Here is a 22639-nt window from a genome sequence, read left to right on the forward strand (position 1 = left end):
AGCCGGGTTTCTAGCGCCCCAACCGACCGAGTGCAAGTCACCTTTAGCCGGGATGTGCAGCTGAATTGCAGCGCTCTGCCAGTACGGTGGGTATTGCCCGGAATATCGAAAATCCAGCAAAAAACGTGCGGATAAATTTTGTCTGCGGAAGGGGTTATGACTTTTTTGCAACTGTCGCGCTGGAAATGAGGCGAAACGGTGACTACCGCTTTTCTCTGGAAACCGCGTTCGACATAGTAGGTTTAGGCAGGAGTCTTCCTGACCAGTCCGATTCCGGAGAGTAAGTACCGGAACGGGTGACACGAAAACAAAGGGGTACAATCGTGAGCAATATCTGGGATCGTGAGCGCCTGTTGCGCTCGACTATCCTCGCTGGCTTCGCTGCCGCTGGCCTGACCATTTCGCCGGCTTACGCGCAAGACCAAGAGGACGACGAAGATGAGCGCGCCGAAGAGACTGAAGACGCAATTGTCGTCACCGGTTCTCGTATTCGCCGTGACGCCTTCGCTTCTGTGGCACCGCTTCAGGTGATCGACTCTGAGGAAATCCGCGATGCCGGTCTGATCGACACCGCGCAAATTCTGCAGACGTCGTCTGTTGCCCAGGGCGTTCAGCTCGACAACACCATTTCCGGCGCCTTCGTGACCGATGCCGGTCCGGGCTCCAACACCATTACGCTCCGCGGCCTGAACCCGGACCAGACGCTGCTGCTGATCAACGGCCGCCGTGTTGCTCCGTCGGGTGTGGAAGGCGCGCCGTCGCTGCCGAACCTGGACATCATCCCGGCTGACGCCATCCAGCGCGTCGACATCCTGCTGGACGGTGCCTCTTCGGTTTACGGTTCCGACGCTGTTGCCGGCGTTGTGAACGTCGTTCTGCGCGACCAGTTCGAAGGTTTCCAGGTTGGCGGTTTCGTCAACTCGCCGGAGCAAGACGGTGGCGGCTCGCACCGCTGGAATGCCATGGTTGGCGACTCATCGGAAAACGGCCGCTTCCTGTTCGCGATGGAATATTTCCACCAGGACAGCATGCAGGTCCAGGATCGCGACTGGAACTACGATCCGACCGATGGTCTGTACTGCTCGCGCGACATCGAGATCGCGGCTGACGGCTCGCTGCTGTCCGAGTGCGAAGGTTCGATCATCAACCGCGTCCGTACGTTCTCGTTCTTCGAAGATGGAGCGTTTACAGGCGATTTCTCCTTCCCTGGAGTAGACGTATACTCCACGCCGGGCACGACTAACACTACAGGCCTTCCGGTCGGTTGGTCCACGGGTGATTCCACGGACGAGCGCTATCGCTCTTCCTATCTGGATCAGCGCACGGACATCATTCCGGATTCGCAGCGCTTCAGCTTCCTGTTCACGGGCGACTACACGCTTGACCGTTTCCTCGGTCAGGAGAACGTCACCGTCTTCACCGAGCTGCTGCACACGAATACGCAGACGAACTACAAGGCTGGCTATCACGGCCAGATCTTCCCGACGGTTGCGGCCTCCAACCCGTTCAACCCGTTCGGTTTCGACGTCGTTCCGATTTTCGCCTCGCCGATCGAGCGTTCGAACATCAACACCGAGATTCAGTACACCCGCTTCATGAGCGGTCTGCAGGGCGACTGGAGCTTTGCTCCGTCCTGGTCCTACGAAATGTTCGGTGGCTACACGCGCTCTATGGGTTACTCCTCGCGTCCGGCCGTTGACGAGGATCGCCTGACGGCGGCCGTCGCGACGACCCGCGTCGAAGGCGGCGAAATCGTCTGCGGTTACGACAATTCCAACGTGACCCTGTTCGGCTTCCTGTCCCCGAACGAGTGTGTTCCGGTCAACCTGTTCGCGCCGAGCCTCTACCCGAATGACGGTGTAACGGCTCCGCATTTCGCGACTCAGGAAGAATACGACTTCCTGCGTATCGACCGCACCGCGACGACGGTCGTCGATCAGCTGATCTTCGGTGGCTTCACCACCGGTCCGCTGTTCGAAGTCCCGGCCGGCACGGTCAATGCGGTGTTCGGTATGGAATGGCGCCGTGACAGCCTCGACTCCGGTACGGATACGGTTGCTGCACAGGGTCGTGCGGCCGGCTTCTTCGCCGACCGTCGCTCCGTTGGTACCGTCGACCTGATGGAATATTATGGCGAACTTTCGGTTCCGATCGTCTCGGGCCGCCGTTTCGCCGAGGACATCACCGTGGAACTCGCCGGTCGTCTGACCGACCACGAGCTCTATGGTCAGAACTCGACCTACTCGGCGCGTGCGTCGTGGGTCGTGAACGATGCCCTCACGTTCAACGCGACGACGGGTACGTCCTTCCGGGCTCCGAACCTGCGTGAACTTTTCCTGGGTGGCCAGACCGGCTTCTCCAGCGGCTTCGCTGACCCCTGTGTGGTTCCGCCGGCCGCCAACAATTCCGGCACCTACGACCCGTCGGAAGAAACCCGCGACCCGGTCGTGCTGGCCAACTGTATCGCTGAAGGCGTCGACCCGACTGCGCTTGGTCTGACCGGCGTCTCGTCGATCGAGTCCTTCCGGGCTGGTAACCCGAACCTGGAGCCGGAAACGTCCGACGCGTACAGCATCGGTTTCGTCTTCGACCAGCCGTTCACCGACATGTTCGACGCCTCTGTCCGCGTGAGCTATTTCGGTATCGAAGTGGACGACTCCATCTCGATCCCGGGTACGGCTTTCTCGCTGGCTCAGTGCTACAACTCGAGCAACTTCCCGAACGACCCGTTCTGTGCACGCCGCGAGCGTGACCCGAACACCGGTCAGCTGCTCTTCGTTGACAATACGCCGTTCAACGTTGCCACGCAGGAGACCAACGGTTGGGACTTCAACGGTCGGTTCAACATGGACTTCGACTTCTTTGGCGGTTTCAACTACGACATGAACGCCACCTTCACGAAGTCGGAAGAAGTCCTGTCGCAGACCACGGCTGAGTCCGACGTCAACAACTTCGTTGGCGACTGGGGTAACCCGGAATGGCGCGGCACGATCAACAACCGCTTCACTCGCGGCGACTGGTCGATCCTTCTGCGTAACCGTTATCTTGGTGAGCAGGCGTCCATCCGTAACGTGGTTGGCGTCAACTACGGCGAGCGTATCGAAGCCCCGTCCGAGCTGGGTGGCGACGCCATCGATAGCTGGGATGCGGTCTGGTACCACGACCTCTCGGTCAGCTGGGATCAGGACACCTGGTCGGTTACGGCTGGTGTGAACAACCTGTTCAACGAAGAGCCGGCCATCGTCGACCAGAACGCTTCTGGTGCGGTGCAGGCCAATGGCAACGAAGTCCTGGGTTCGGGTTACGACATCCTGGGCCGTCGCTTCTTCGTCAACGTTCGCAAGGCCTGGTAAGACCGGACCGAACGAACGAATGTTTGGGGCCGCCCGTCGGGCGGCCCCTTTCATTTGCGCGCTGCGTTCGCGCGTCTGCCGCAAAAGAAAAGGCCCGCCGGATATCCGGCGGGCCTTTTCTGTGTCGGAATTTGCGCGCGATCAGGCGGCCATGACCCGGGCCACTTCATCGACGAGCTCGCGCAGGTGGAAGGGCTTCGACAGCACCTTGGCGTTGGTCGGTGCGCCTGATCCTGGATTAAGCGCCACAGCGGCAAAGCCTGTGATGAACATGATTTTCAGGGCCGGATCGATCTCGGCCGCCCGGCGCGCGAGCTCGATCCCGTCCACGCCCGGCATGACGATATCGGTCAGCAGAAGGTCGAATTGCGCCGGCTGGTCTCCGATCGCATCGAGGCCCTCTTCCCCGTCCGAACATACCAGCACCTCGTGCCCGGCGCGCTTGAGCGCCTTGGCGAGGAAGTCGCGCATCGAATCGTCGTCTTCCGCGAGAAGAATCTTAGCCATTCTGGGTCCCACCCTTACGAATACTCAAAGTGACCACATCCTCGCACGATCTGGTAAAAACCGGCTGAACACGCTGCCGCGCTTGACCGGCGACGTGCAGCTGATCACAGTTTTACCATGACCGCTCCGGACACATCATCGCTCGCCGCAGGCGTTTCGGCAAATGCGGTCGGCCAGGAAAATGTCGTCCGGGTGCAGCGCCCGACGGACGGTTCCGGAAAGCCGATCATTTTTGCCTCGCCTCATTCGGGCCGGAACTACCCCGACGACCTTTGCGATATGTGCGTCCTGCCTCTGGCCCAGCTGCGCCGATCCGAGGATGCCTATGTCGATCTCCTGATTGCGCAGGCACCGGAATTCGGAGCCTGCTCCGTATCCGCCCTGTTCCCGCGAGTCTTCGTCGACGTCAATCGCAGCGAATGGGAACTGGACCCGGGCATGTTCGCGGACCGGGTGCCGGACCATCCCGATTTGCGCTCGCAGCGTGCGACTTCGGGACTCGGTGTGATCCCGCGCGTCGGCGTGGAGGGGCGCCCGCTCTATCGGCGCCGCCTCCGCTTTGCCGAGGCCCGGGCGCGCCTGGCACGCTATTACGAGCCATACCACGATGCTCTCTCATCGCTTATCGGCGATATGCGGGCACAGTTCGGCGGTGTCGTCGTGATCGACATGCATTCCATGCCCGAACACAGTGCGGACGGTGCGGACTTCGTATTGGGGGACCGCTTCGGCACCTCCTGCATGCCGCAGCTCACCGATGCCGCGGAGGCTGCGATCGGGGCGGCCGGATGCGTTGCAGTTCGGAACACTCCTTATGCGGGCGGGTATACGACCCGTCATTACGGGCGTCCCGAAACGGGGGTGCATGTGCTCCAGATCGAGATAAATCGCAGCCTTTACCTGGATGAGACCCGTGTCGCCCTGTCCGATTCCTGCTCCACATTCTCGTCTAAATTAAACAGCATTATCAAAGCGTTGTCTGATGCTTCCCCGGAGTTGATCGGAGGGTGATTCTGATGCCCATCTAAGGCGAGCCGCCCGCCCATCGCTCGCCCGGCACGCGCTTTGCTCCCCTGTGAGGTGAGCGTCCCGCAACGGCGCAGATTGAAACGCGAAGATTAGGCGGCGAGTAGTTATGACGAACGATATCGACCTTCACGTGGGCAAGCGGCTGCGCCGTCGGCGCCGGCTCCTCGGCCTGACGCAACAGCAATTGGCGGAATCGGTGGGCATCCGTTTCCAGCAGATCCAGAAATACGAGTGCGGCGCCAATCGCGTCAGTGCGAGCCGGCTCTTCGAGCTGGCCGAATCCCTGGATGTGCCCGTGCAGTATTTCTATGAGGGCCTCTCACGGCGCGATGACGCAAACGGCGAGACCACGCTTGCGGCCGATATTCTCTCGCAGAAGGAAACGGTCGATCTGATCCGGGCCTATTACCGGCTTGGGGAGCGCCCGCGCAAACGCCTGCTGGAACTGGCCAAGTCGCTTGAGCCGGAAGAGGCGGCGAACGACGCAGCCTGAGCTGCGGGACAACGGGACGATTGAACGGGGCGTCTGGCGCGCGGGGTAACCGCGTGCTAGGCGCCTTTTCATGTCCGAACTCGACCACTCCGACGATCTGGCAATCGCTGCCGCCATGGCCGACGCAGCCCGAGAGGCTATCCGTCCCTATTTCCGCACGGCACTCGATGTCGACAACAAGCTGGGCCAGGGCTTCGACCCTGTCACAGCGGCCGACCGTGCATCCGAACAGGCGATGCGTGCCATTCTGGGGGAGCGGGCGCCGGAAGACGGCATTCTGGGCGAGGAATTCGGCGAGCAGGCCGGTCGGAACAGGCGCCGCTGGGTGCTCGATCCCATCGACGGAACGCGGGCCTTCATAAGCGGCCTGCCCAGCTGGACCGTGCTGATCGCGCTGGAAGTTTCCGGACGACCTCAGCTCGGCGTGATCGATCAGCCCCATCTCGGCGAACGCTTCATCGGGTGGCCGGGCGGAGGTCGGCTCGAGCGGGGCGCTGAAATCCGGTCATTGAAAACCCGGAGCGGTGTTTCCCTTGCCGACGCCACGCTTTCGACGACGGATCCTTATCTGTTCGACGGCGCTGAAGCGGAAGCGTTCGCGCATTTGCGCCGCCAGGCGCGCCTCTGCCGGTTCGGATATGATGCCTATGCCTACGCGATGCTGGCGCTGGGCGGTGTCGACCTCGTCGTCGAAAGCGGGCTGCAGGCCTATGACGTGCAGGCGCTTATCCCGGTGGTGGAGGGGGCTGGCGGGGTAGTCACGAATTGGAGGGGCGGGGATGCATCCCAGGGTGGCCAGATAGTCGCTGCGGCGTCCGGTGACCTCCTTGAGGAAACGCTCGCAGTGCTCGCACCGGCCGCGGAGTCCTAGGAATCCATCAGGACCCGCTGCGGGGCGCGTCCGAACTCGAGATAAGCCACATTGCGGTTTTCCCGGTCGCGCGGACGGAAGAAAGCGCGGTCTTCCTGAACCAGCAGAGCCGTGCGCTCGCCATCCTCGTCGACAGCCCAGGCCTCCGGAGCCGGGCCTTCGAAACGGAATTCCAGCGTTTTCATGTTCGGTGCGAACAGGGCGGCGACGCCGGCGGCATCACGAACGGCCCGATTGGCTTGCGCCAGCCCCGTGAGCAGGTCGTTGCGCTCGTAACGCGTATCTGCAGGAAGACTCAGCTCGAACTGCATGCTCAGGCTCATCCCGCCTTCGGGCTGATTGACCCAGACGGTCGGTGCCGCCTCGATTGCAGCGAGCGAGGGCGGGCTTTCGACCCGGCCACTCGGTGCCAACGCGATCGTGGTGACCGTGCCGTCTAAGTCGTACCAGAGCCGGATGTCTTCCGGCGGCACGCCGCGATCGGACCTGATTTCGTAGGCCAGCGTGAAATGGCTCCGGTTGGCCGCGTCCATTTCAAGATAGCGGTCCCAGTGCGGAAAGAGACGCGGCAGAGGTGCAGCGATCCGCTCGATATCGCTTTCCACTTCGAGACCGGCTTCATCGATCCCCGGGCTGGCATGACCATCCTGGGCCATGACCGGAAGCGGCCATGCCAGGATGGTCAGACAGGTCAGCGCAAGGCGCAGCATCAATCAGCGTCTCCGCTTTCCGGCGTGTCGGCGTCCGGCTTGCGGAAGAGCAGCGTCATGCGATCGCTCTCGCCGATGGCGTCATAGGCTTCGCGGTCGAAATCCGCGGCGGCTTCGCTGTCCGGCTGCGGGTTGCGGCGGACGGGCGGCAAGGTCCAGACACCGCGCGGATGATCGGCCGTGTCGGCCGGATTGGCGTTGATTTCCGAGGCAGCGACGAATTCGAAACCGGCCTCCTCGGCAAGCGCGATGACATAGTCCTGCTGGACGTAACCGGTGCCAGCCATGGGGTCCTGTTCGCGGGTCGAGGGCAGGCGGTGCTCAACTACGCCCAGCGTACCGCCAGGACGCAGGCCTTCGAACATTTCTGCGAACGCCGTCTCGGCCCAGCCGCCACCCATCCAGTTATGGACGTTGCGGAAGGTCAGAATGGTGTCGGCGCTGCCCGGCTCGATCTCGAGGCCGCCGGTTTCGGAAAACCCGGCCAGCTCGATATCACCATAAATGCCGGCATCGGCCGTGCGGTCGATGAAACTGGCACGCGAACGAGCCTGGTAGTCGCTCGCCGTGTCCGCCGGGAAATGGGCGGCGACGAAGGTTCCGCCATTGCCGTCGATCCAGGGCGCGAGAATGTCGGTATACCAGCCGCCACCGGGCCAGATTTCAACCACGGTCGAACTCGGGTCGACCTGCAGGAATTCGAGCGTCTGCGCGGGGTGGCGCCAGATATCGCGATCGGCACCATCACCACGCCATTCCGCGTCGAGGACCGCAGCGAGATCCGACCGGTCGGGGCCGGCATCTACCACCGCATCCGGAGCATTATTGCCGGCAGCCATGGTGCTTTCTTCCGTCGCGGCCGGATCGGCCTCCGTTTCGGACTCAGCTGGCGGCGTATCGCCGGAACCGCAGGCTGCCAGAAGGAAGAGGGCGCTGCCCATCATCGGGGCGAGAGCTGTCTTGCGCATGAACATGTCTCCGTTTCGGTTCGCTCCACTCCTAGCGAAGCCGGCTCTCATTCGCAATCGAAGCTTGGGGGTTGCGGAGCGAAAAACGGATACCCAAATACCTCCAGCAGGTCGCCGAAACGGGGCCTGCGAACCGGCTGCGGCATCTTGCGCAGCAGGGTTTCGTCCACCGTCCGGCGCAGCCGGACCTGTTTGTCGCTCTGAAGGAGGATAAGCTGAAATGCGTACTGTTGATTTTACCCCGCTCTACCGTTCCATCGTCGGTTTCGACCGGCTCGCGGACATGATGGATTCCGCGACCAAGACGGAGTCTCAGGGGTATCCGCCCTACAACATCCAGCACGTCGACGAAGATGAGTATCTCATCGAGCTGGCGGTTGCCGGTTTCGGCGAGGAGGACCTGACGGTCGAGGTTCAGGAAAGCGTCCTGACCGTCACCGGTCGTATCGCCGAGAAGCCGGAGGGTGACGAGCGTCGCTTTCTGCATCGCGGGATTGCCGAGCGCGCTTTCGAGCGCCGCTTCCATCTCGCCGATCATGTCGAAGTGGCCGATGCCGGTCTCAGGAACGGACTCCTGTCCATCCGCCTGATCCGGGAAATCCCGGAAGCGGCCAAGCCGAAGCGGATCGAGATCTCGTCCGGTTCCGGCAAGACCAAGGCCAAGCTTATCGAAGGCGGCAAGACCAAGGCCGCCTGAGCGAGCGCTCGCGATTAATCCCTCTCACACGACGCCTGGGGCGGTGGACGAAAGTCCGCCGCCTCTTTGTTTGTTCGCGATATGCAGGCGGATCAGGCCGCGTCGAGGTCGACAGCGCCTTCGATATCGTCGACCTGGTCGAGGAAGTCCGGACCGACATGGGCCCCGGTGAAGCATGAGCCCGTGAAGAGGCTGCGCCGGACATCGGCCCCGCTCATCCGGGCATAGGAGAAGTCGGCTCCGGTCGCCTTGACCTGGCGCAGGTCGCAGCCGCGCAGGTCGGCATAACGCACGCGGGCGCCGGCCAGCGATGCGGGCAGAACCCGGTTGCCATCCAGGAGAAGAGGGCCGAGCTGACAGTCGCGCAGATCTGCATTGGACAGGTTCGCGCCCGTCAGGTCCGCACCGCGCAGATCCGCGCCGCGCAGGCTGACCATGCGAAGGTCGGCATTTTCGAGCCGGGCACCCTGCAATTGCGCGCCTTCCATGTCGAGACCGTAAAGCGTCGCGCCGCGAGCGTGAAAGGCGGTGAGCGTTTTGCCCGACAGCGAATTGAGGCCCCGCAAATCCGTATTGTCGAACAGGGAGGGTTTGCCCTCGCGGCCGTCGGTCTCGCACCATTTCACGTGCGCGGCGATCTGTTCGGCGACCGGGTTCTCCAGATCGGACGGGTCGATGCCGACCGGGGCGCTCGTCAGGGCCCCCTCGGTGTTCATCCGGTCCTTCCGGGCCATCTGGGTCTTTACGCCGATCATCACGCTGTTGGAGAAGTCCGTGTCTGTCAGGTCCGCCCCGGAGAGGTCCGCTCCCTCGAGGTTGGCGCCCTGAAAGGACGATCCCCGCAGATTGGCGCGGATCATGCGCGCGCCGAGCAGCATGGCGTCGGTAAAGTCTGCGGTCTGGGCGGTCATGCCTGCCATTTTCGAGCGGGACAGATTGGCGCCGGTGAAATTCGCGGTATCGGCGTCGCTCTCCTGCGACTTGTGGGTCAGGATGGCGAGACCTTTTTCCTTGTCCATCTGGGCGATCGCGCCTTCGCGCAGATCGGCCTCCGTGAGATCGGCACCCGTCAGGTTCGCCCCCCGCATAACGGCCCCGCGCATGTCGGCCCGGCGCAGGCAGGCACCTTCCAGATTGGCGCGGCGCATGTCGGCGGCAAAGAAATTGGCGCTGTTCAGCGTGCAGCCCGACAGGTTGGTTCCCCGCAGGACCGCACCGCTGAAATCGGCGTCGGACAGATCGCGATTGGACAAGTCCAGGTCTTCGAGGATGCAGTAGGCGAAGTTTGCGCGGGCGCCGCCGGGCTGGGCCGACCAGAGTCGTTCATGGCGTTCGCACATGACGCTTACCTCAGCCTGGCTGAGGGGTTTGAACTCAATTTTCCGCCGGGTCATCGGCCGCCGCCTTATGGAAGGTAAATCCAGGCGGGCAAATTAGCGCAATGGGAGTTAATACTCGGTATGCCCTGTATGACAGGCCGTTTTGGCCTGCCCGGCGGCCAGCAGCTTCGCAGCAGCCTCGCTGCCGGGGCGGACGAAGATGCGATTGACCCCCTCGGCGCCGAGGCGTTCGAGCGCTGTGTCGATGTCCTCGCCGGGTTTGATACTGAGTTCGGCATCGTAGCGCGGGGCGCGGTCGTCGAGATAGACGGCAGGCCGACCGGCGTGAATGCGCGAGAAAAAGCCCTCGTACAGGTCTCGCGCCTCGCTTTCGCGCAACCCTGTTTCCACCGTTATGCCGGCCTCGCGCAGGCGCTCGATACCCGCGCCGTCGACCTGCGGATGGTCGTCGAGGCAGGCGATTACGACCCGGCCGACCTTCGCAGCGACGAGTGCATCGGCGCAGGGCGGGGTCTGACCGTGAAAGGCGCAGGGCTCCAGCGTGACATAGACGGTTGCGCCCGCCGCGCGATCGCCGGCCGCATCAAGCGCCACGCGCTCTGCATGCGGACGGCCACGGTCGGCGGTCGCGCCGGTCGCGACGATACCGGACTTGTCGGTGATCACGCATCCGACCGCAGGATTGGGGGCGGTGCGGCCTTGTTGTCCACGCGCCAGGGCGAGAGCTAGGTCCATATAGCGGCTGTCGCTGATCCGGTTCATACCTGACGGTCAGGGCAGAGGCGGGATTTCGGTCGCGCGGTCGGCATCGAGATAACGCGCGGCGATCGGGGTCATCCCGTCCTCGTCGAGGTCGATCAGGAGCGGATTGCCCGTCGGGATTTCGATACTGACGATATCGTCGTCATCCACCTTGAAGAGTAGCTTTACCAGGGCACGCAGGCTGTTCCCGTGGGCCGCGACTGCGATGGTCTCGCCGCGCGTGAGGTGAGGGGCGATTTCCGCGTTCCAGTAAGGCTCGACGCGGTCGAGCGTCGATTTGAGGGATTCCGAAGCGGGCAGGAGTTCGCGGGGGACGCTGGCATATCGCTCGTCGTTGAACGGGTGATATTCGTGCGTCTCCGGCAGGGCCGGCGGCGGAATATCAAAGGAGCGGCGCCAGGTCTTGACCTGTTCCGCTCCGTGCTTCGCGCGGGTCTCATCCTTGTCGTGGCCGGCGAGGGCGCCGTAATGACGCTCGTTCAGTCGCCAGGACTTCTCAACCGGAATCCAGAGCCGGTCGAGCGATTCCAGCGTGAAGTTGAGCGTCTTGATCGCGCGTTTCAGCATGGAGGTGTAGGCGTGAGACGGCTTGAAGCCTGCCTCGGCCAGGAGCGCCCCGGCGCGTTCGGCCTGCCGGACGCCCTCTTCCGTCAGATCCACATCTACCCAACCGGTAAACCTGTTCTGCAGATTCCACTCGCTCTGGCCGTGGCGGATAAGGGCGAGTTGGGGCATGACGGACCTCCGGAGCAGATAAAGTGCGGCAGCGATAGCCCGGCGGGGCCGCAGGAGCAAGTTCGACGGGCCGTGCGGACAGGTCCCGCCGTTTTCAATATGCAGTTTCAGCCCTTTGTGGTATAATTGTAGCGTTAAAGTACAGGATTGGCGCGCCCGAAGGGCGTGATCCGGCGGGTTGCAGACCCGATGGTCATGCGCACCCCTCCCGTCGGCTCCGGGGTTGCCCAAACGCCTCGACCGGTCTTCGCGCTTTGACCAGCACAGCGACGGACTATCGTACCGTCCCATCCGTCCCCCGATCGGGACGTCCAACGATCGTCGCCCTGGCCGCGCACGTCTCTTCCCCGGACGTGCGCGGTTCTGGTATGGGACCTCCACCGATATTCGCGATCGCCAAATTCAAGGAATTCGCATGCCCGATTTCGATCCCGCAGCCTCCGCACGCCGTGTCATTGCCACCGAACGCGACGGGCTCGACGCGCTGGCCGCGGCCGTAGGCCAGGATTTCAGCGATGCTGTCGGGTGCCTGTCCGCTATGAAGGGCCGCCTGATCTGTGCCGGTGTCGGCAAGTCGGGGCATGTCGCCCGAAAGATCGCGGCGACGCTCGCCTCGACGGGCACGCCGGCCTATTACGTTCACCCGACCGAGGCGAGCCACGGCGACCTGGGCATGATCGCGCCGACCGATGTCGTGATGGCACTGTCCAAGTCCGGCGAGACGAAAGAGCTGGGTGATCTGATCGCCTATTGCCGCCGTTTCGGCGTTCCGCTCATCGCCATGACCGCCGTTCCCGACAGCACGTTGGGACGGGCATCCGATTTCATGCTGGCGGTACCGAACGCGCCTGAAGCCTGCGGAGAGACCAGCGCGCCGACGACCTCGACCACGCTGATGATGGCACTGGGCGATGCCGTGGCGGTCGCCTTGCTTGAGTCGCGAGGCTTCACCGCATTCGATTTCAAGACCTTCCATCCCGGCGGTGCGCTTGGTGCGGCGCTGGCATCGGTCTCGGACATCATGCACACGGGCGATGCGGTACCGCTGATCGGCCGCGACGCCCCGATGAGCGATGTCCTGATCGAGATGACGACCAAGAGCTTCGGCTGTGCGGGTATCCTCGATGATGACGGTCGTCTCGACGGTATCATCACCGATGGCGATCTGCGCCGTCATATGGGTGACGAGCTCGTGCACCGATCCGCGTCCGAGGTAATGACGCGCGGCCCGCGGACTGGGGCGCCGGACATGCTGGCCGCGGACGCCTTGCGGCTCATGACGGCTGGCGAGCCGAAGATCATCCAGCTTTTCATCATCGACTCCAACGGACGTCCCGCGGGCATTCTTCACCTGCATGACCTATTGCGCGTCGGCCTCAAATAGGCCTGGCGCCCTGAATGACGCTGCCGGACGCGTCCCAGGACTGGCGAAGCAGGCCGTGCGGCGCTATGCTTTTGAAACTTGACGTTCGAACCCGTGCCGGCGGGCGCGAACCCCGGATGGTCCCCCGCTCGTTGCCGGGGCGATCCTCGTGAAGTCAGGCGAAGTGTGCCGGCGGGAGTGAGTATGCAACGACCTCTGACACTGCAGGTACGGGCGGCCTTGCGCCGCCACGTGGCTCTGCTTGCCGGTTTTTCGCTGGCGGTGAACCTGCTCCTGCTCGTTTCGCCGCTCTACATGCTCCAGGTCTATGACCGGGTGCTGACGTCCGGCTCCATCGATACGCTTGTCTGGTTGAGCGTGCTGGCGGTCTTCCTGCTGATCGTCTACGGCGCGGCGGAAGCCGGACGGCGGCGTGTGTGCGCGCTGGCGGCGGATGCGCTGGAAGCGACGCTGGTACCCAAGGTGTTCGCGCGTTTCGAGCTCGAGAGCGGCAGCGCGCCCCAATTGTCGCGCGAGCTCGGCGCTGTGGCGCGGATCCAGCAGGCGCTCCAGACGGGGGCCGCACTCCCCTTCGCGGACCTGCCCTTCACCCCCTTCTTCCTGGTGGTTCTCTTCCTCATCCACCCCGTGCTCGGGGTGATCGGCCTCGTCGGCGGCGCGATCGTGTTCGGTGTCGCGCTCTTTGCGGAATTGTCGACGCGTCAGTCCAACCAGTTCTCCCAGGCCGCCACCCGGTCCGCCATGGATTTCGCGACCGGTCTGGAACGCCAGCGTTCCGCCATGTCGGCCATGGGGATCGTGCCGGCAGCTTATGCCCGCTGGAAGGCGCAGCAGTCGACCGGCCGCGATTTCGCCATGCAGGCTGCCAAGCAGGATGGCAAGTACACCGCCATTTCCCGCTCCGCGCGGCAGACGCTCCAGATCATCGTGCTGGGTGGCGGTGCGGCACTGGCGCTGAGCCAGCAGATTTCGCCGGGCGCGATCGTCGCCTCGTCCATCATTCTGGCCCGAACCCTAGGTCCGATCGACCAGATCGTCGGTAGCTGGCGCAATACCGTTCAGGCCTGGGCTGCCTGGACCATGCTGCGCGACCAGCTCGACGGCATCGCGGATGCGGCGGACTACACGCCGCTCCCGCGGCCCGAGCCACGTCTGACCCTGGACCGGCTCTCCGTGACCATTCCGGGCAGCGAGCACCCGCTGATCCGGCCGTTTTCCTACAAGCTGGAGGACGGGCAGATCGTTGCCGTAGCCGGCGGTAATGGGGCGGGCAAGACGACTTTGCTGCAGACCCTGTCCGGCGCCTGGCCGCCCGGAAGCGGCGAGGTGCGGCTGGGCGGCCGCGTCCTGCACGACTGGCCGAGCGCCGATCGGGGCCGCTATGTCGGCTATGTGCCGCAGGATGTGGAATTGCTGCCCGCCAGCGTCACCGACAACATCGCCCGGCTCGGCGGCGCCGAGCCGGAGGCGGTCATGGCGGCGGCCAAGGCGGCCGGCGCTCACGAAATGATCCTCGGCCTGCCCGACGGATACGATACCAGGCTGGGGCCGGGCGGCGTGCATCTCTCCGCCGGTCAACGCCAGCTCATCGGCCTGGCGCGCGCGCTGTTCGGCAAGCCCGTACTTCTCCTGCTCGACGAGCCGACCGCCAATCTCGACGCAGCAGCGGCGCCGGTGCTGGTGAATGCGCTCTCGCGCGCCGCGGAGGGCGGCACAATCGTGATCGCCGCCACACATGATCGCCGCCTCATCGAGACTGCCCGGACGGTGCTGCTGGTCCGCAATGGCGAGGTGATGGCTGCGCCAGCGGACCAATTCCTCAAACTTGCGACCGGACCGGGTGCCGGAACGAACCGGGGAGCGGTCGGATGAGCGACGCCGCAGCCATCACCCGCCCCCCCGTCGACCCGTTCGCCGACCGTTTCGTGCGGCGTGCCGGACTGGTCTGTCTGATCGGACTGGGTGGATTTCTCGCCTGGGCAGGCTTCGTCCCGCTGGCCGAGGGTGTGCCGGCTGCCGGGCAGATCGTGGTGGAGGATGACCGCCAGGTCGTCCAGCATCTGGAGGGCGGAATCATCAGCGAGCTGCTGGTGCGTGACGGTGATCGGGTCGAAGCTGGGGAGCCGTTACTCGAACTGCAGGAGACGGCCTCGCTCGCTGTCCGCGACGAAATTCTCCAGGAGATCGCGACCCTGACCGGATCGCTACAGCGCCTCGAAGCCCTGCGTGACGGGCGTGACGAGCCGGATTTCTCGGCCCTGGAAGGGTTCGATATCTCGGAGGCGGAGCGCACAGAAATCCTGAACCGGCAACGTGACCTCTTTCGGCAACAGAAACAGGCTTTCGAAGCCGATCTCTCGGTACTGATCGCCCGGCGTGACGGCGCACGTTCGGCGCGCGCGCTGCACAATCAGCAAATCACCGTGACCCAGCGCGTGCTCGCGGCGGCCGAGGATCAGCTCGACCTGCTGCGCGAACGGGTTTCGCGCCAGATGGCCCGGCTCGACGAGCTGCGCGCGATGGAACGCGACGTCGCCGCCCTGGAGGCGGATATTTCGCGCTTGCGCACGGAGGCACAACAGGCGGCCACGCTGGAAACCGATCTGGAAGGCCAGATCGCCCAGACCGAAGCTAGCTTTACCCGGCAAGTCTCGACGGACCAGCTGGAAGTCCGCACGCGACTTCAGCAGGCGGAGGAGCGTTTGAATGCGGCACAGGACGTCCTCAACCGCTCGGTAATTTCCGCACCGAGAGCAGGTGAAGTCCTCAATTTGCGCTTCACCACAAGGGGTGGTGTCGTACGCCCCGGCGAGCCGATTCTCGAAATTGTCCCGGAAGTCGGCGAAGTGACCGCTTCTGTCAGGATACAGCCGGGAGACCGTGCGGCTGTCTATGAAGGACAGGCCGTTCGTACGCGTTTGACTGCGTTCAAGAGCTGGATGACACCGCGGCTCGACGGCGAGGTTGTCAGCGTCAGTGCCGATTTGAAGACTGACCAGAATACAGGGACGAATTATTACGAAGTCCGGGTTGCGATTCCGGCCTCGGAGACCGCGCGGCTGGGAGACCTGGCCATTATCCCAGGTATGCCGGTTGAAGTCTTTATCTTCTCGGGTAGCAGCCGGACGACTTTGGACTATCTTCTTGAGCCAGTCAGCGAGTCGCTTTTCCGCGGCGCGCGCCGCGGTTGAAGGAGTTTGTCGTGTCCTGCGTGAGATCCGTTTTCCTGGTTGCGGCATCGCTCACGGCGCTTGCTGGCGCTGCAGCGGACGCGCAGTCGGGCTCGGCGCGCGCATCTGCTGGCGAGGTCTGTCTCGGCTTTAGCGAAGGCATTCGACTCGCGGCCGATCGCGCCCCGGAAGTCAGCGCCGCCGAGGCCCGGCTCGATGCGGCCGAGGCCGATCTGAGGGAGGCGCGGTCACTGCGCCGTCCCCAGGTGTCCACATTCGGCCGGACCTCCTCAGGCGATACCGGCCTGACCTCGAACCGGCTGGAAAATCAAGTGGGAATCCAGGTCAGTCAGCGAGTGTATGATTTCGGCGATGCGCGACTGGCCATCGAAGCCGCACGCGGCGGCGTGGATCAGCGCGAATACGAGATCATTGCCCAGCGTCTGGCGGCGGCGACGACACTCGCGGACGCCTACCTCACGCGGCTCGAAGCGCTCTCCATGATTGAGGTGATCGGCGAGCGGCGGTCCTATTTTCAGCGTCAGCAGCGGGCGGTCGCGGCACTTCTCCAGCGCGGAGGAGCGACACGAGCTGACCGGGCGCAGATCGATGCACAGCTCGCCAGTGCGGACGCCGATGCCATGGAATTACGTTTCCTGGCCGACCGGGCGGAGACGCGTATCCGGGAATACTCCGGCCGGTCGGGCACGAATCTGTGCCCCGGCGACCAGGTCGAAACCGAACTTCGCCGGGCACTCGGCCCGCTGGACAGTATCGATGGTGTGATCTCTGCCGCCCTGAGCCATAATCCGGAAATCGCCGCCCGGACGAGCGCTGTCCGGAGTCTGGAAGCTCAGCGCGAGCGCCAGCGCCGTGCCCGGCTTCCCGTGGTCGAGGCAGTCGGCATCATGTCTTATGTCTATGACGACCTGAGCGAGGATTGGGATGCCCGCGACCGTGTGGGCGTGGACGTATCCGTGCCGCTCTATACCGGGGACGCCCTCGGTGCGCGCGTCGACCGGGCGCAGGCCGAACTCGAGCTAGAGGAAAGCACGCTTCGCGCCCTGCAGCGCGGCTTGCGCGAGGAAGCGGAGATCGCTTTTCGGCGCATGTTGTCCCTGCAGTCGCAACTGGTCCGTCGCGAGGCGGTCGAGGACAGTCAGCGTGAATATTTCGAGGCGATCGCGGGCGAATTCGAATTCGGCCTCGGCACTCTGCCTGATCTGATCGATGCCCGTCTGGCGTATGAAGAGGCACAGCTCGATGTGATCTCGGCGCGATACTCGATGCTGCGCCAGCAGCTCGCGCTTCTCCAGATCACGGCGCGAATGCCCGTTGGTCCGCTTCAGCAAGAATGGCGGGCTGAAGGCGAGTGAGATAGTCTCGAAATACCCGACTTGGCTTCGCACCTTGTTAAAGCTGGACGGGCTAGAGAATTGGCGGCAGCTTGGCGCGTCGGCGCTTTTATAACTGCCGAACATTAGGTTTCCCGATTGCGAAAGGGACCGCAATCGGTAGCGGGCACGACGGCGATGGGGCGTTGTCAGTCCAAGCGGTTCAGCCGGATGGACACCGGTTGGCCGAAGTTGATTTGGAAGGGGAGTAGCATGTTTAACCCGCAGTCCGAACGCCGAGGCGCTTTGCGCCGGAAATTCCTGACTTCTGCAGCGCTTGCCGCTGGAGGGGCTGCCATGCTGGCTGGAAAGGCCAGCGCTCAGGCGGAAGACGGCGTGCCTGACGGCTATGTCGCCTCTACCGAATTGCGTAATGTGGAGAGCATACGTATTGCCGCAGACGGCAGTGCCGAGCTGATCCTCAATAGCGGCCGTATTATCGAAATCCCGGCAGGCGATGTCCTGGTTATTGACGGGAAATACTATTTTGCCGAAGGCGTTATCGAGGCTGCCGGTCTAGGCGCTGGCAGTGCTGCTGCGGGTGGCGCTGCTGCCGGCGGCGGTGGTGCCGGTGTACTAGGAGCTCTCGGCGGTGTCGGCTTGCTCGGAGCTGCGGCCGGTGGTGGCGGCGGGGGCGGTGGAGGTAGCAGCACCCCCACACCACCGCCAAATTCGAATCCTCCCGTTTTCAGCTCTGCCAGTTCTGCTAGCGTTGCGGAGAATAGCAGCGGAGCCATCTATACGGCGACTGCGACTGATGCCGATGGTAATGCGATCAGCTATTCCATTTCCGGTGGTGATGATGCTGCTGATTTTTCCATAAATTCCTCGACGGGCGAGCTGAGCTTCAATTCGCCGCCCGACTTCGAAAATCCCGCTGACGCTGATGGCGATAATGTGTACGAGATCACGATCCGCGCTTCGGACGGTGCCAATACCACCGAGCAGACCGTGACAATCACTGTCACCGATGTGGACGAAGCTCCCGAGTTCACTTCCCCGAATTCCGCATCCGTCCAGGAGAATGCCACGGCGGTCATGACCGCACAGGCCACCGACCCGGAAGGGGGAGCGGTCACCTACTCGCTCAGCGGGACGGATGCTGCCCTGTTCTCGATTGATGCGAATACAGGAGAAGTCAGCTTCATCACGCCGCCCGATTTTGAAAATCCGGGCGATGACGATGGCGATAACGTCTATGAATTCAATGTGGTTGCTTCGGACGGAACGAACTCAACCCCGCAGGCTGTTTCGGTCACGGTCACCAACGTCAATGACAACACTCCAGTCATGACCTCCAGTGCCACGCAAAACGTGCCGGAGGGGAGTTCGGATGCGTTTACCGCGACGGCGACGGATGCCGACGGGGATATACTGACATTCGCATTATCCGGAACCGATGCGGGTCTTTTCACAATCAATGCCAATACCGGTGACGTAACCTTTGTGACCGCCCCCGATTTCGAAAGCCCGGACGATGCCAATGGCGACAATGTCTACGATCTGACGATCACCGCGTCGGACGGGGTAAATTCCGTCGTTCAGAACGTAACTCTCTCCGTCACCGACCAGGCGGAAACCGGGGCTCCCGTTTTCCAGTCTTCGGCGAGTGCGACGGTTTCGGAAATACAGACCTCGGCTTATGTCGCCCGTGCAATCGACAATGAGGGTGACGCAGTCGTCTATTCCCTCTCAGGAACCGATGCCAGCCTGTTCGCGATCAACGCCGACACCGGCGAGATCAGTTTCGTATCGTCGCCGGATTTTGAAACGCCTTTGGACAGCAATGGGGACAACGTCTACGAGCTGACTGTGACCGCGTCGGACGGAACACTATCCGACACGCTTGATATCACTGTGAATGTTGCCGATGTAACCGAGGGAGTCGACCTTCCGCAGGATGACACGACCGACATCCAGATGGTGTCCGGAGGCGACTATATCGGCAATCTCGAAACCGTGGGAGACCGGGACTGGATCGCGATCGAACTGGTCGCCGGGCAACGTTACCAGTTCGATCTGTTCGGTTCCGGAGCCGGTGCCCTCGAAGACCCGCTGATAAGGCTCTATGATTCCGCTGGTAATCTTCTGGCGGAAAACGACGATATCTCGCTCGGCGTCGAGCGAGATTCCCGGCTCGGATTTACGGCCCAGACGTCAGGTACCTATTACGTGTCGGTCGGGGCGTATGATGACGGGTATTCGGGGCAGTACACACTTCAGGTCCGGCATACCGACCCGCTTCGCGAGTGGTCCTACCAGGAAATCGCCGATTATCTTAACGAGAATGGTTTCGGCGGGCTCCAGTGGAACAAGACGAGCGGCGATACCATTACCGTGAACATCACGGCCTTGACCGCAGACGGGCAGACTCTGGCCCGTGCGGCGCTCCAGCTCTGGACAGATGTGACCGGCATCAATTTCCAGGAAGTCGCGACAGGCGGCGAGATTGTGTTCGACGACGATCAGGAGGGGGCGTTCGCAGGCCCGGACACTGTTTCGGGTGGGTTCATTACCTCCGCGAGTATCAATGTGAGTACCGATTGGCTGGCTACCTACGGCACCAATCTGGATGGTTATTCATTCCAGACATATATCCATGAAATCGGCCACGCGCTCGGTCTGGGCCATGGGGGACCCTATGACGGTTCGGCCGACTATGCGGTGGATGCGATCTATCTCAATGATTCCTGGCAGGCGTCCGTCATGTCGTATTTCTCGCAGAACGAGAACACCTATATTGACGCCTCTTTTGCGTATGTCATCGGCCCCCAGGTCGCCGACATCCTTGCAGTCCAGGACATGTATGGGGCGCCTGCGACAACCCGTTCGGGCGATACGGTGTACGGCTATAATTCGAATGCCGGTAATGTGATCTATGATGCGTCGGCATTCGGCAATCCGGTCAGCTACACCATCTTCGATGCTGGCGGGAACGATACTCTGGACTTCTCGGGCGAAACCGGAGCCCAGACTCTGGATTTGCGGGAAGGGCATTTTTCCAGCGTTCAGGGCCTGACCGGAAATATCGGTATCGCGATCGGTACGGTGATCGAGAACGCGATCGGCGGACTGGGTAACGATATCCTGATCGGCAATGATGCTGACAACGTTCTGACAGGCAATGCCGGTAACGACACATTCGTGGCCTCCGGCGGAAATGACGTTTTCGAAGGTGGCGCAGGCAATGACATTGCGCTCTTCTCAGGTTCCGCATCCGACTACACAGTCACGACAAACGGGTCCGGCAATACGGTCGTCACCGACGATCGAGCCGGTTCTCCGGACGGTTCTGTGGAATTGATCGGCGTCGAAACTATCCAGTATGACGGTTCCACGTCGGATCCGGATCTATTCGCCGAGCCGTTCGGGACGAAGGGGCGGTCCGAAGGCTGGGATGTGTCCGCGCAGCCGACCGCCGAAGGTGGAAGCCCCACGATGGACGGATATATCGACAAGGAGGAGGGGCCGCGGCTTTACCCGCATCTGAGCCCGGAAGATGTCGCGTATCTCCAATCGCTCAGCGATGACATGACGGACGCGGTGCGGGAGTTGCAGCTTTCCCTTCGCGATGATCTGGCTGTCTTGCGCAGCGGAGAATGGGGCGTATTCGACGAACTCGTCGAAATCGAAACGCTGCCGCAGGCTACAATTGGCCCGGATGGTTTCTCGCCGCTCTCGCATTCCTCCGCCGAAGCGGTCGTCTTCGAAAAGCTACCGACCATGGACGCGTCAGGTTCGCCGGAAGAGGTTTCGCCCGAAAATCTAGGCCTGACAGTCGCTCAGGGCGATGACGGCTTCCTTACCATCGCCCCGACGGAAGAGGGCTGGCTCTAGGGGCGGACCGCTCGCGAGCGGCAGTCTTCCATTGAGTGCGATGCGCGAACGCGTGTAGCACTGACACTCGGTAACGCGGGCCGTGCCGTCACGGACCGCGAATTGGGTGAGGAGAGCGTGCCGTGACAGTATTGGTGACCGGAGCTGCCGGATTTATCGGTTTCCATGCGTGTGCGGCCCTGCTCGATGCCGGCGAGACCGTTGTCGGGATCGACAATCTCAATGCCTATTATCCGCCCGAACTCAAAAAGGCCCGGCTGGCCGAGATATCGGGCAATCCGCGCTTTCGTTTCGAGAAGCTCGACCTTGCCAATCACGAGGCGGTCAAGGCGCTGGTGCTCGAGGTCCGTCCCGACCGGATCCTGCATCTCGGCGCCCAGGCCGGCGTGCGCTATTCGATCGAGAACCCTTTCGCCTACTGCGCGTCCAATCTGACCGGGCATCTCGCCATGCTGGAAGCGGCGCGCGCGCTCGGGGACGATCTGCGCCATTTCGTCTATGCGTCCTCAAGCTCTGTCTATGGCGAGCGCTCGAACGTCCCCTTCCGCGAGGATGACGCCGCTGATACGCCCGCCTCGCTCTACGCAGCGACGAAGCGATCGGACGAGCTGATGTCGGCTTCCTATGCCAGCCTCTACGGCATCCCGGCGACGGGGCTGCGTTTCTTCACGGTCTACGGGCCCTGGGGCCGGCCCGACATGGCCTACTGGCTGTTCGCGGACGCCATGCTCGAGGGGCGTCCGATCAAGGTCTTCAACAATGGCGAGATGGAGCGCGATTTTACCTATATCGACGACATCGTCGCGCCGCTCCTGCGGATCCTCGACGACCGTCCGTCGGCGGGCCGTCACGAAGTCTACAATATCGGCGGCTCTTCGCCGGTCCGGCTGATGGACATGATCGCCACGCTCGAAAAGGCGCTCGGCCGGCCGGCCGAGAAAATCATGCTGCCCATGCAGCCGGGCGATGTGACCCGCACCTATGCCGACACGTCCAAGCTGGAGCGGGACTATGACTACAAGCCCTCCATCCGGCTCGAGGACGGTCTGGAACGCTTCGCCGCATGGTTTCTCGGCTGGCGTGCGCGCGCCGACTGAGCGGGTAGGCATCGCGCAGACCGACGTGTGAAGCCCGGGTGTGCAATGTCCCGTTAAAAATGCGTTTTACCGCGAGAAATTCGTGGCTTGCCGGGCGCACTTGCTATAACTTCCCACCGAAGGTTGCGGCGGCATTTCCGGGGGGACGACATGTGGCCTGCCCCACCCAAGTGGCCCAGTTTTAAAGTTAGGGCCCGGCGGGTTATGTGCGGCGGTCATGCCGGCACGCCCTCAACGTAGGGCGGCAGACAAGTCGCTGGCAAGAGCGCTTCAGGAGCTGGTGGTCTGTAGC

The 22639-nt window shown here is 62.9% G+C and carries 17 protein-coding genes; 11 read left to right on the forward strand and 6 right to left on the reverse strand.

What is annotated here, in order from left to right:
* The first annotated feature begins 323 nt into the window (after nucleotides 1-323).
* A complete protein-coding gene (locus AC13HB_RS02595) occupies nucleotides 324-3353 on the forward strand; it encodes a TonB-dependent receptor domain-containing protein (protein ID WP_482948159.1) in 3030 nt (1009 codons plus the stop codon).
* Nucleotides 3354-3494: 141 nt separating this feature from the next.
* Here the strand turns inward: AC13HB_RS02595 and cpdR are convergent, their stop codons facing one another.
* Complete coding sequence (gene cpdR / locus AC13HB_RS02600) at nucleotides 3495-3860, reverse strand: cell cycle two-component system response regulator CpdR (protein ID WP_482948160.1); 366 nt, start codon at nucleotides 3858-3860, stop codon at nucleotides 3495-3497.
* Nucleotides 3861-3977: 117 nt separating this feature from the next.
* Here cpdR and AC13HB_RS02605 point away from each other — a divergent pair, with 117 nt between their 5' ends.
* The 3 genes from AC13HB_RS02605 to hisN all read left to right on the forward strand — a co-directional run bounded on the left by AC13HB_RS02605 (nucleotide 3978) and on the right by hisN (nucleotide 6253).
* Nucleotides 3978-4871: an N-formylglutamate amidohydrolase gene (locus AC13HB_RS02605; protein WP_482948161.1), complete on the forward strand. Its 894-nt coding sequence runs from the start codon at nucleotides 3978-3980 to the stop codon at nucleotides 4869-4871.
* Nucleotides 4872-4995: 124 nt separating this feature from the next.
* Nucleotides 4996-5382: a helix-turn-helix domain-containing protein gene (locus tag AC13HB_RS02610; protein WP_482948162.1), complete on the forward strand. Its 387-nt coding sequence runs from the start codon at nucleotides 4996-4998 to the stop codon at nucleotides 5380-5382.
* 70 nt (nucleotides 5383-5452) lie between these two features.
* Entirely contained in the window at nucleotides 5453-6253 is an 801-nt protein-coding gene (gene hisN, locus AC13HB_RS02615) for a histidinol-phosphatase (RefSeq protein WP_482948163.1), read from the forward strand.
* On the opposite strand, the gene AC13HB_RS02620 is transcribed toward hisN, so the two are convergent.
* Together AC13HB_RS02620 and AC13HB_RS02625 are read right to left on the reverse strand one after the other, a co-directional pair.
* A complete protein-coding gene (locus AC13HB_RS02620) occupies nucleotides 6250-6966 on the reverse strand; it encodes a hypothetical protein (protein ID WP_482948164.1) in 717 nt (238 codons plus the stop codon). The genes hisN and AC13HB_RS02620 overlap by 4 nt on opposite strands.
* Nucleotides 6963-7931: a class I SAM-dependent methyltransferase gene (locus tag AC13HB_RS02625; protein ID WP_482948165.1), complete on the reverse strand. Its 969-nt coding sequence runs from the start codon at nucleotides 7929-7931 to the stop codon at nucleotides 6963-6965. The genes AC13HB_RS02620 and AC13HB_RS02625 overlap by 4 nt, the downstream gene beginning before the upstream one ends.
* Before the next feature lie 220 nt (nucleotides 7932-8151).
* On the opposite strand from AC13HB_RS02625, the gene AC13HB_RS02630 reads away from it, so the two are divergent.
* Nucleotides 8152-8628 carry an Hsp20 family protein gene (locus tag AC13HB_RS02630; RefSeq protein ID WP_482948166.1) on the forward strand — a complete coding sequence of 159 codons (477 nt, stop codon included), beginning with the start codon at nucleotides 8152-8154 and terminating at the stop codon, nucleotides 8626-8628.
* A 92-nt stretch (nucleotides 8629-8720) separates the two neighbouring features.
* On the opposite strand, the gene AC13HB_RS02635 is transcribed toward AC13HB_RS02630, so the two are convergent.
* From AC13HB_RS02635 to gpmA, 3 genes are all read right to left on the reverse strand, one after another.
* Nucleotides 8721-9968 carry a pentapeptide repeat-containing protein gene (locus AC13HB_RS02635; RefSeq protein WP_482948167.1) on the reverse strand — a complete coding sequence of 416 codons (1248 nt, stop codon included), beginning with the start codon at nucleotides 9966-9968 and terminating at the stop codon, nucleotides 8721-8723.
* A gap of 108 nt (nucleotides 9969-10076) precedes the next feature.
* Nucleotides 10077-10730, reverse strand: coding sequence for a bifunctional diaminohydroxyphosphoribosylaminopyrimidine deaminase/5-amino-6-(5-phosphoribosylamino)uracil reductase RibD (ribD, locus tag AC13HB_RS02640; protein ID WP_482948168.1), 654 nt, complete (start codon nucleotides 10728-10730; stop codon nucleotides 10077-10079).
* A gap of 9 nt (nucleotides 10731-10739) precedes the next feature.
* Nucleotides 10740-11465, reverse strand: coding sequence for a 2,3-diphosphoglycerate-dependent phosphoglycerate mutase (gene gpmA, locus AC13HB_RS02645; protein ID WP_482948169.1), 726 nt, complete (start codon nucleotides 11463-11465; stop codon nucleotides 10740-10742).
* Nucleotides 11466-11880: 415 nt separating this feature from the next.
* Between gpmA and AC13HB_RS02650 the strand changes: the two genes are divergently transcribed.
* The 6 genes from AC13HB_RS02650 (at nucleotide 11881) to AC13HB_RS02675 (ending at nucleotide 22347) form a co-directional block, all read left to right on the forward strand.
* Entirely contained in the window at nucleotides 11881-12849 is a 969-nt protein-coding gene (locus AC13HB_RS02650) for a KpsF/GutQ family sugar-phosphate isomerase (protein WP_482948170.1), read from the forward strand.
* Between the two features lie 183 nt (nucleotides 12850-13032).
* Complete coding sequence (locus tag AC13HB_RS02655; RefSeq protein ID WP_482948171.1) at nucleotides 13033-14721, forward strand: type I secretion system permease/ATPase; 1689 nt, start codon at nucleotides 13033-13035, stop codon at nucleotides 14719-14721.
* Nucleotides 14718-16040, forward strand: coding sequence for an HlyD family type I secretion periplasmic adaptor subunit (locus AC13HB_RS02660; protein ID WP_482948172.1), 1323 nt, complete (start codon nucleotides 14718-14720; stop codon nucleotides 16038-16040). Before AC13HB_RS02655 ends, AC13HB_RS02660 begins: the two co-directional genes overlap by 4 nt.
* 11 nt (nucleotides 16041-16051) lie before the next feature.
* The gene (locus tag AC13HB_RS02665; protein WP_482948173.1) at nucleotides 16052-17395 is read left to right on the forward strand and encodes a TolC family protein; all 1344 of its coding nucleotides are present in this window, start codon (nucleotides 16052-16054) and stop codon (nucleotides 17393-17395) included.
* A gap of 189 nt (nucleotides 17396-17584) precedes the next feature.
* Nucleotides 17585-21250: a cadherin domain-containing protein gene (locus AC13HB_RS02670; protein ID WP_482948174.1), complete on the forward strand. Its 3666-nt coding sequence runs from the start codon at nucleotides 17585-17587 to the stop codon at nucleotides 21248-21250.
* Nucleotides 21251-21372: 122 nt separating this feature from the next.
* Nucleotides 21373-22347: an NAD-dependent epimerase/dehydratase family protein gene (locus tag AC13HB_RS02675; RefSeq protein WP_482948175.1), complete on the forward strand. Its 975-nt coding sequence runs from the start codon at nucleotides 21373-21375 to the stop codon at nucleotides 22345-22347.
* Nucleotides 22348-22639: the final 292 nt, after the last annotated feature.

It is taken from the genome of Maricaulis sp. B-26 (assembly GCF_056857855.1).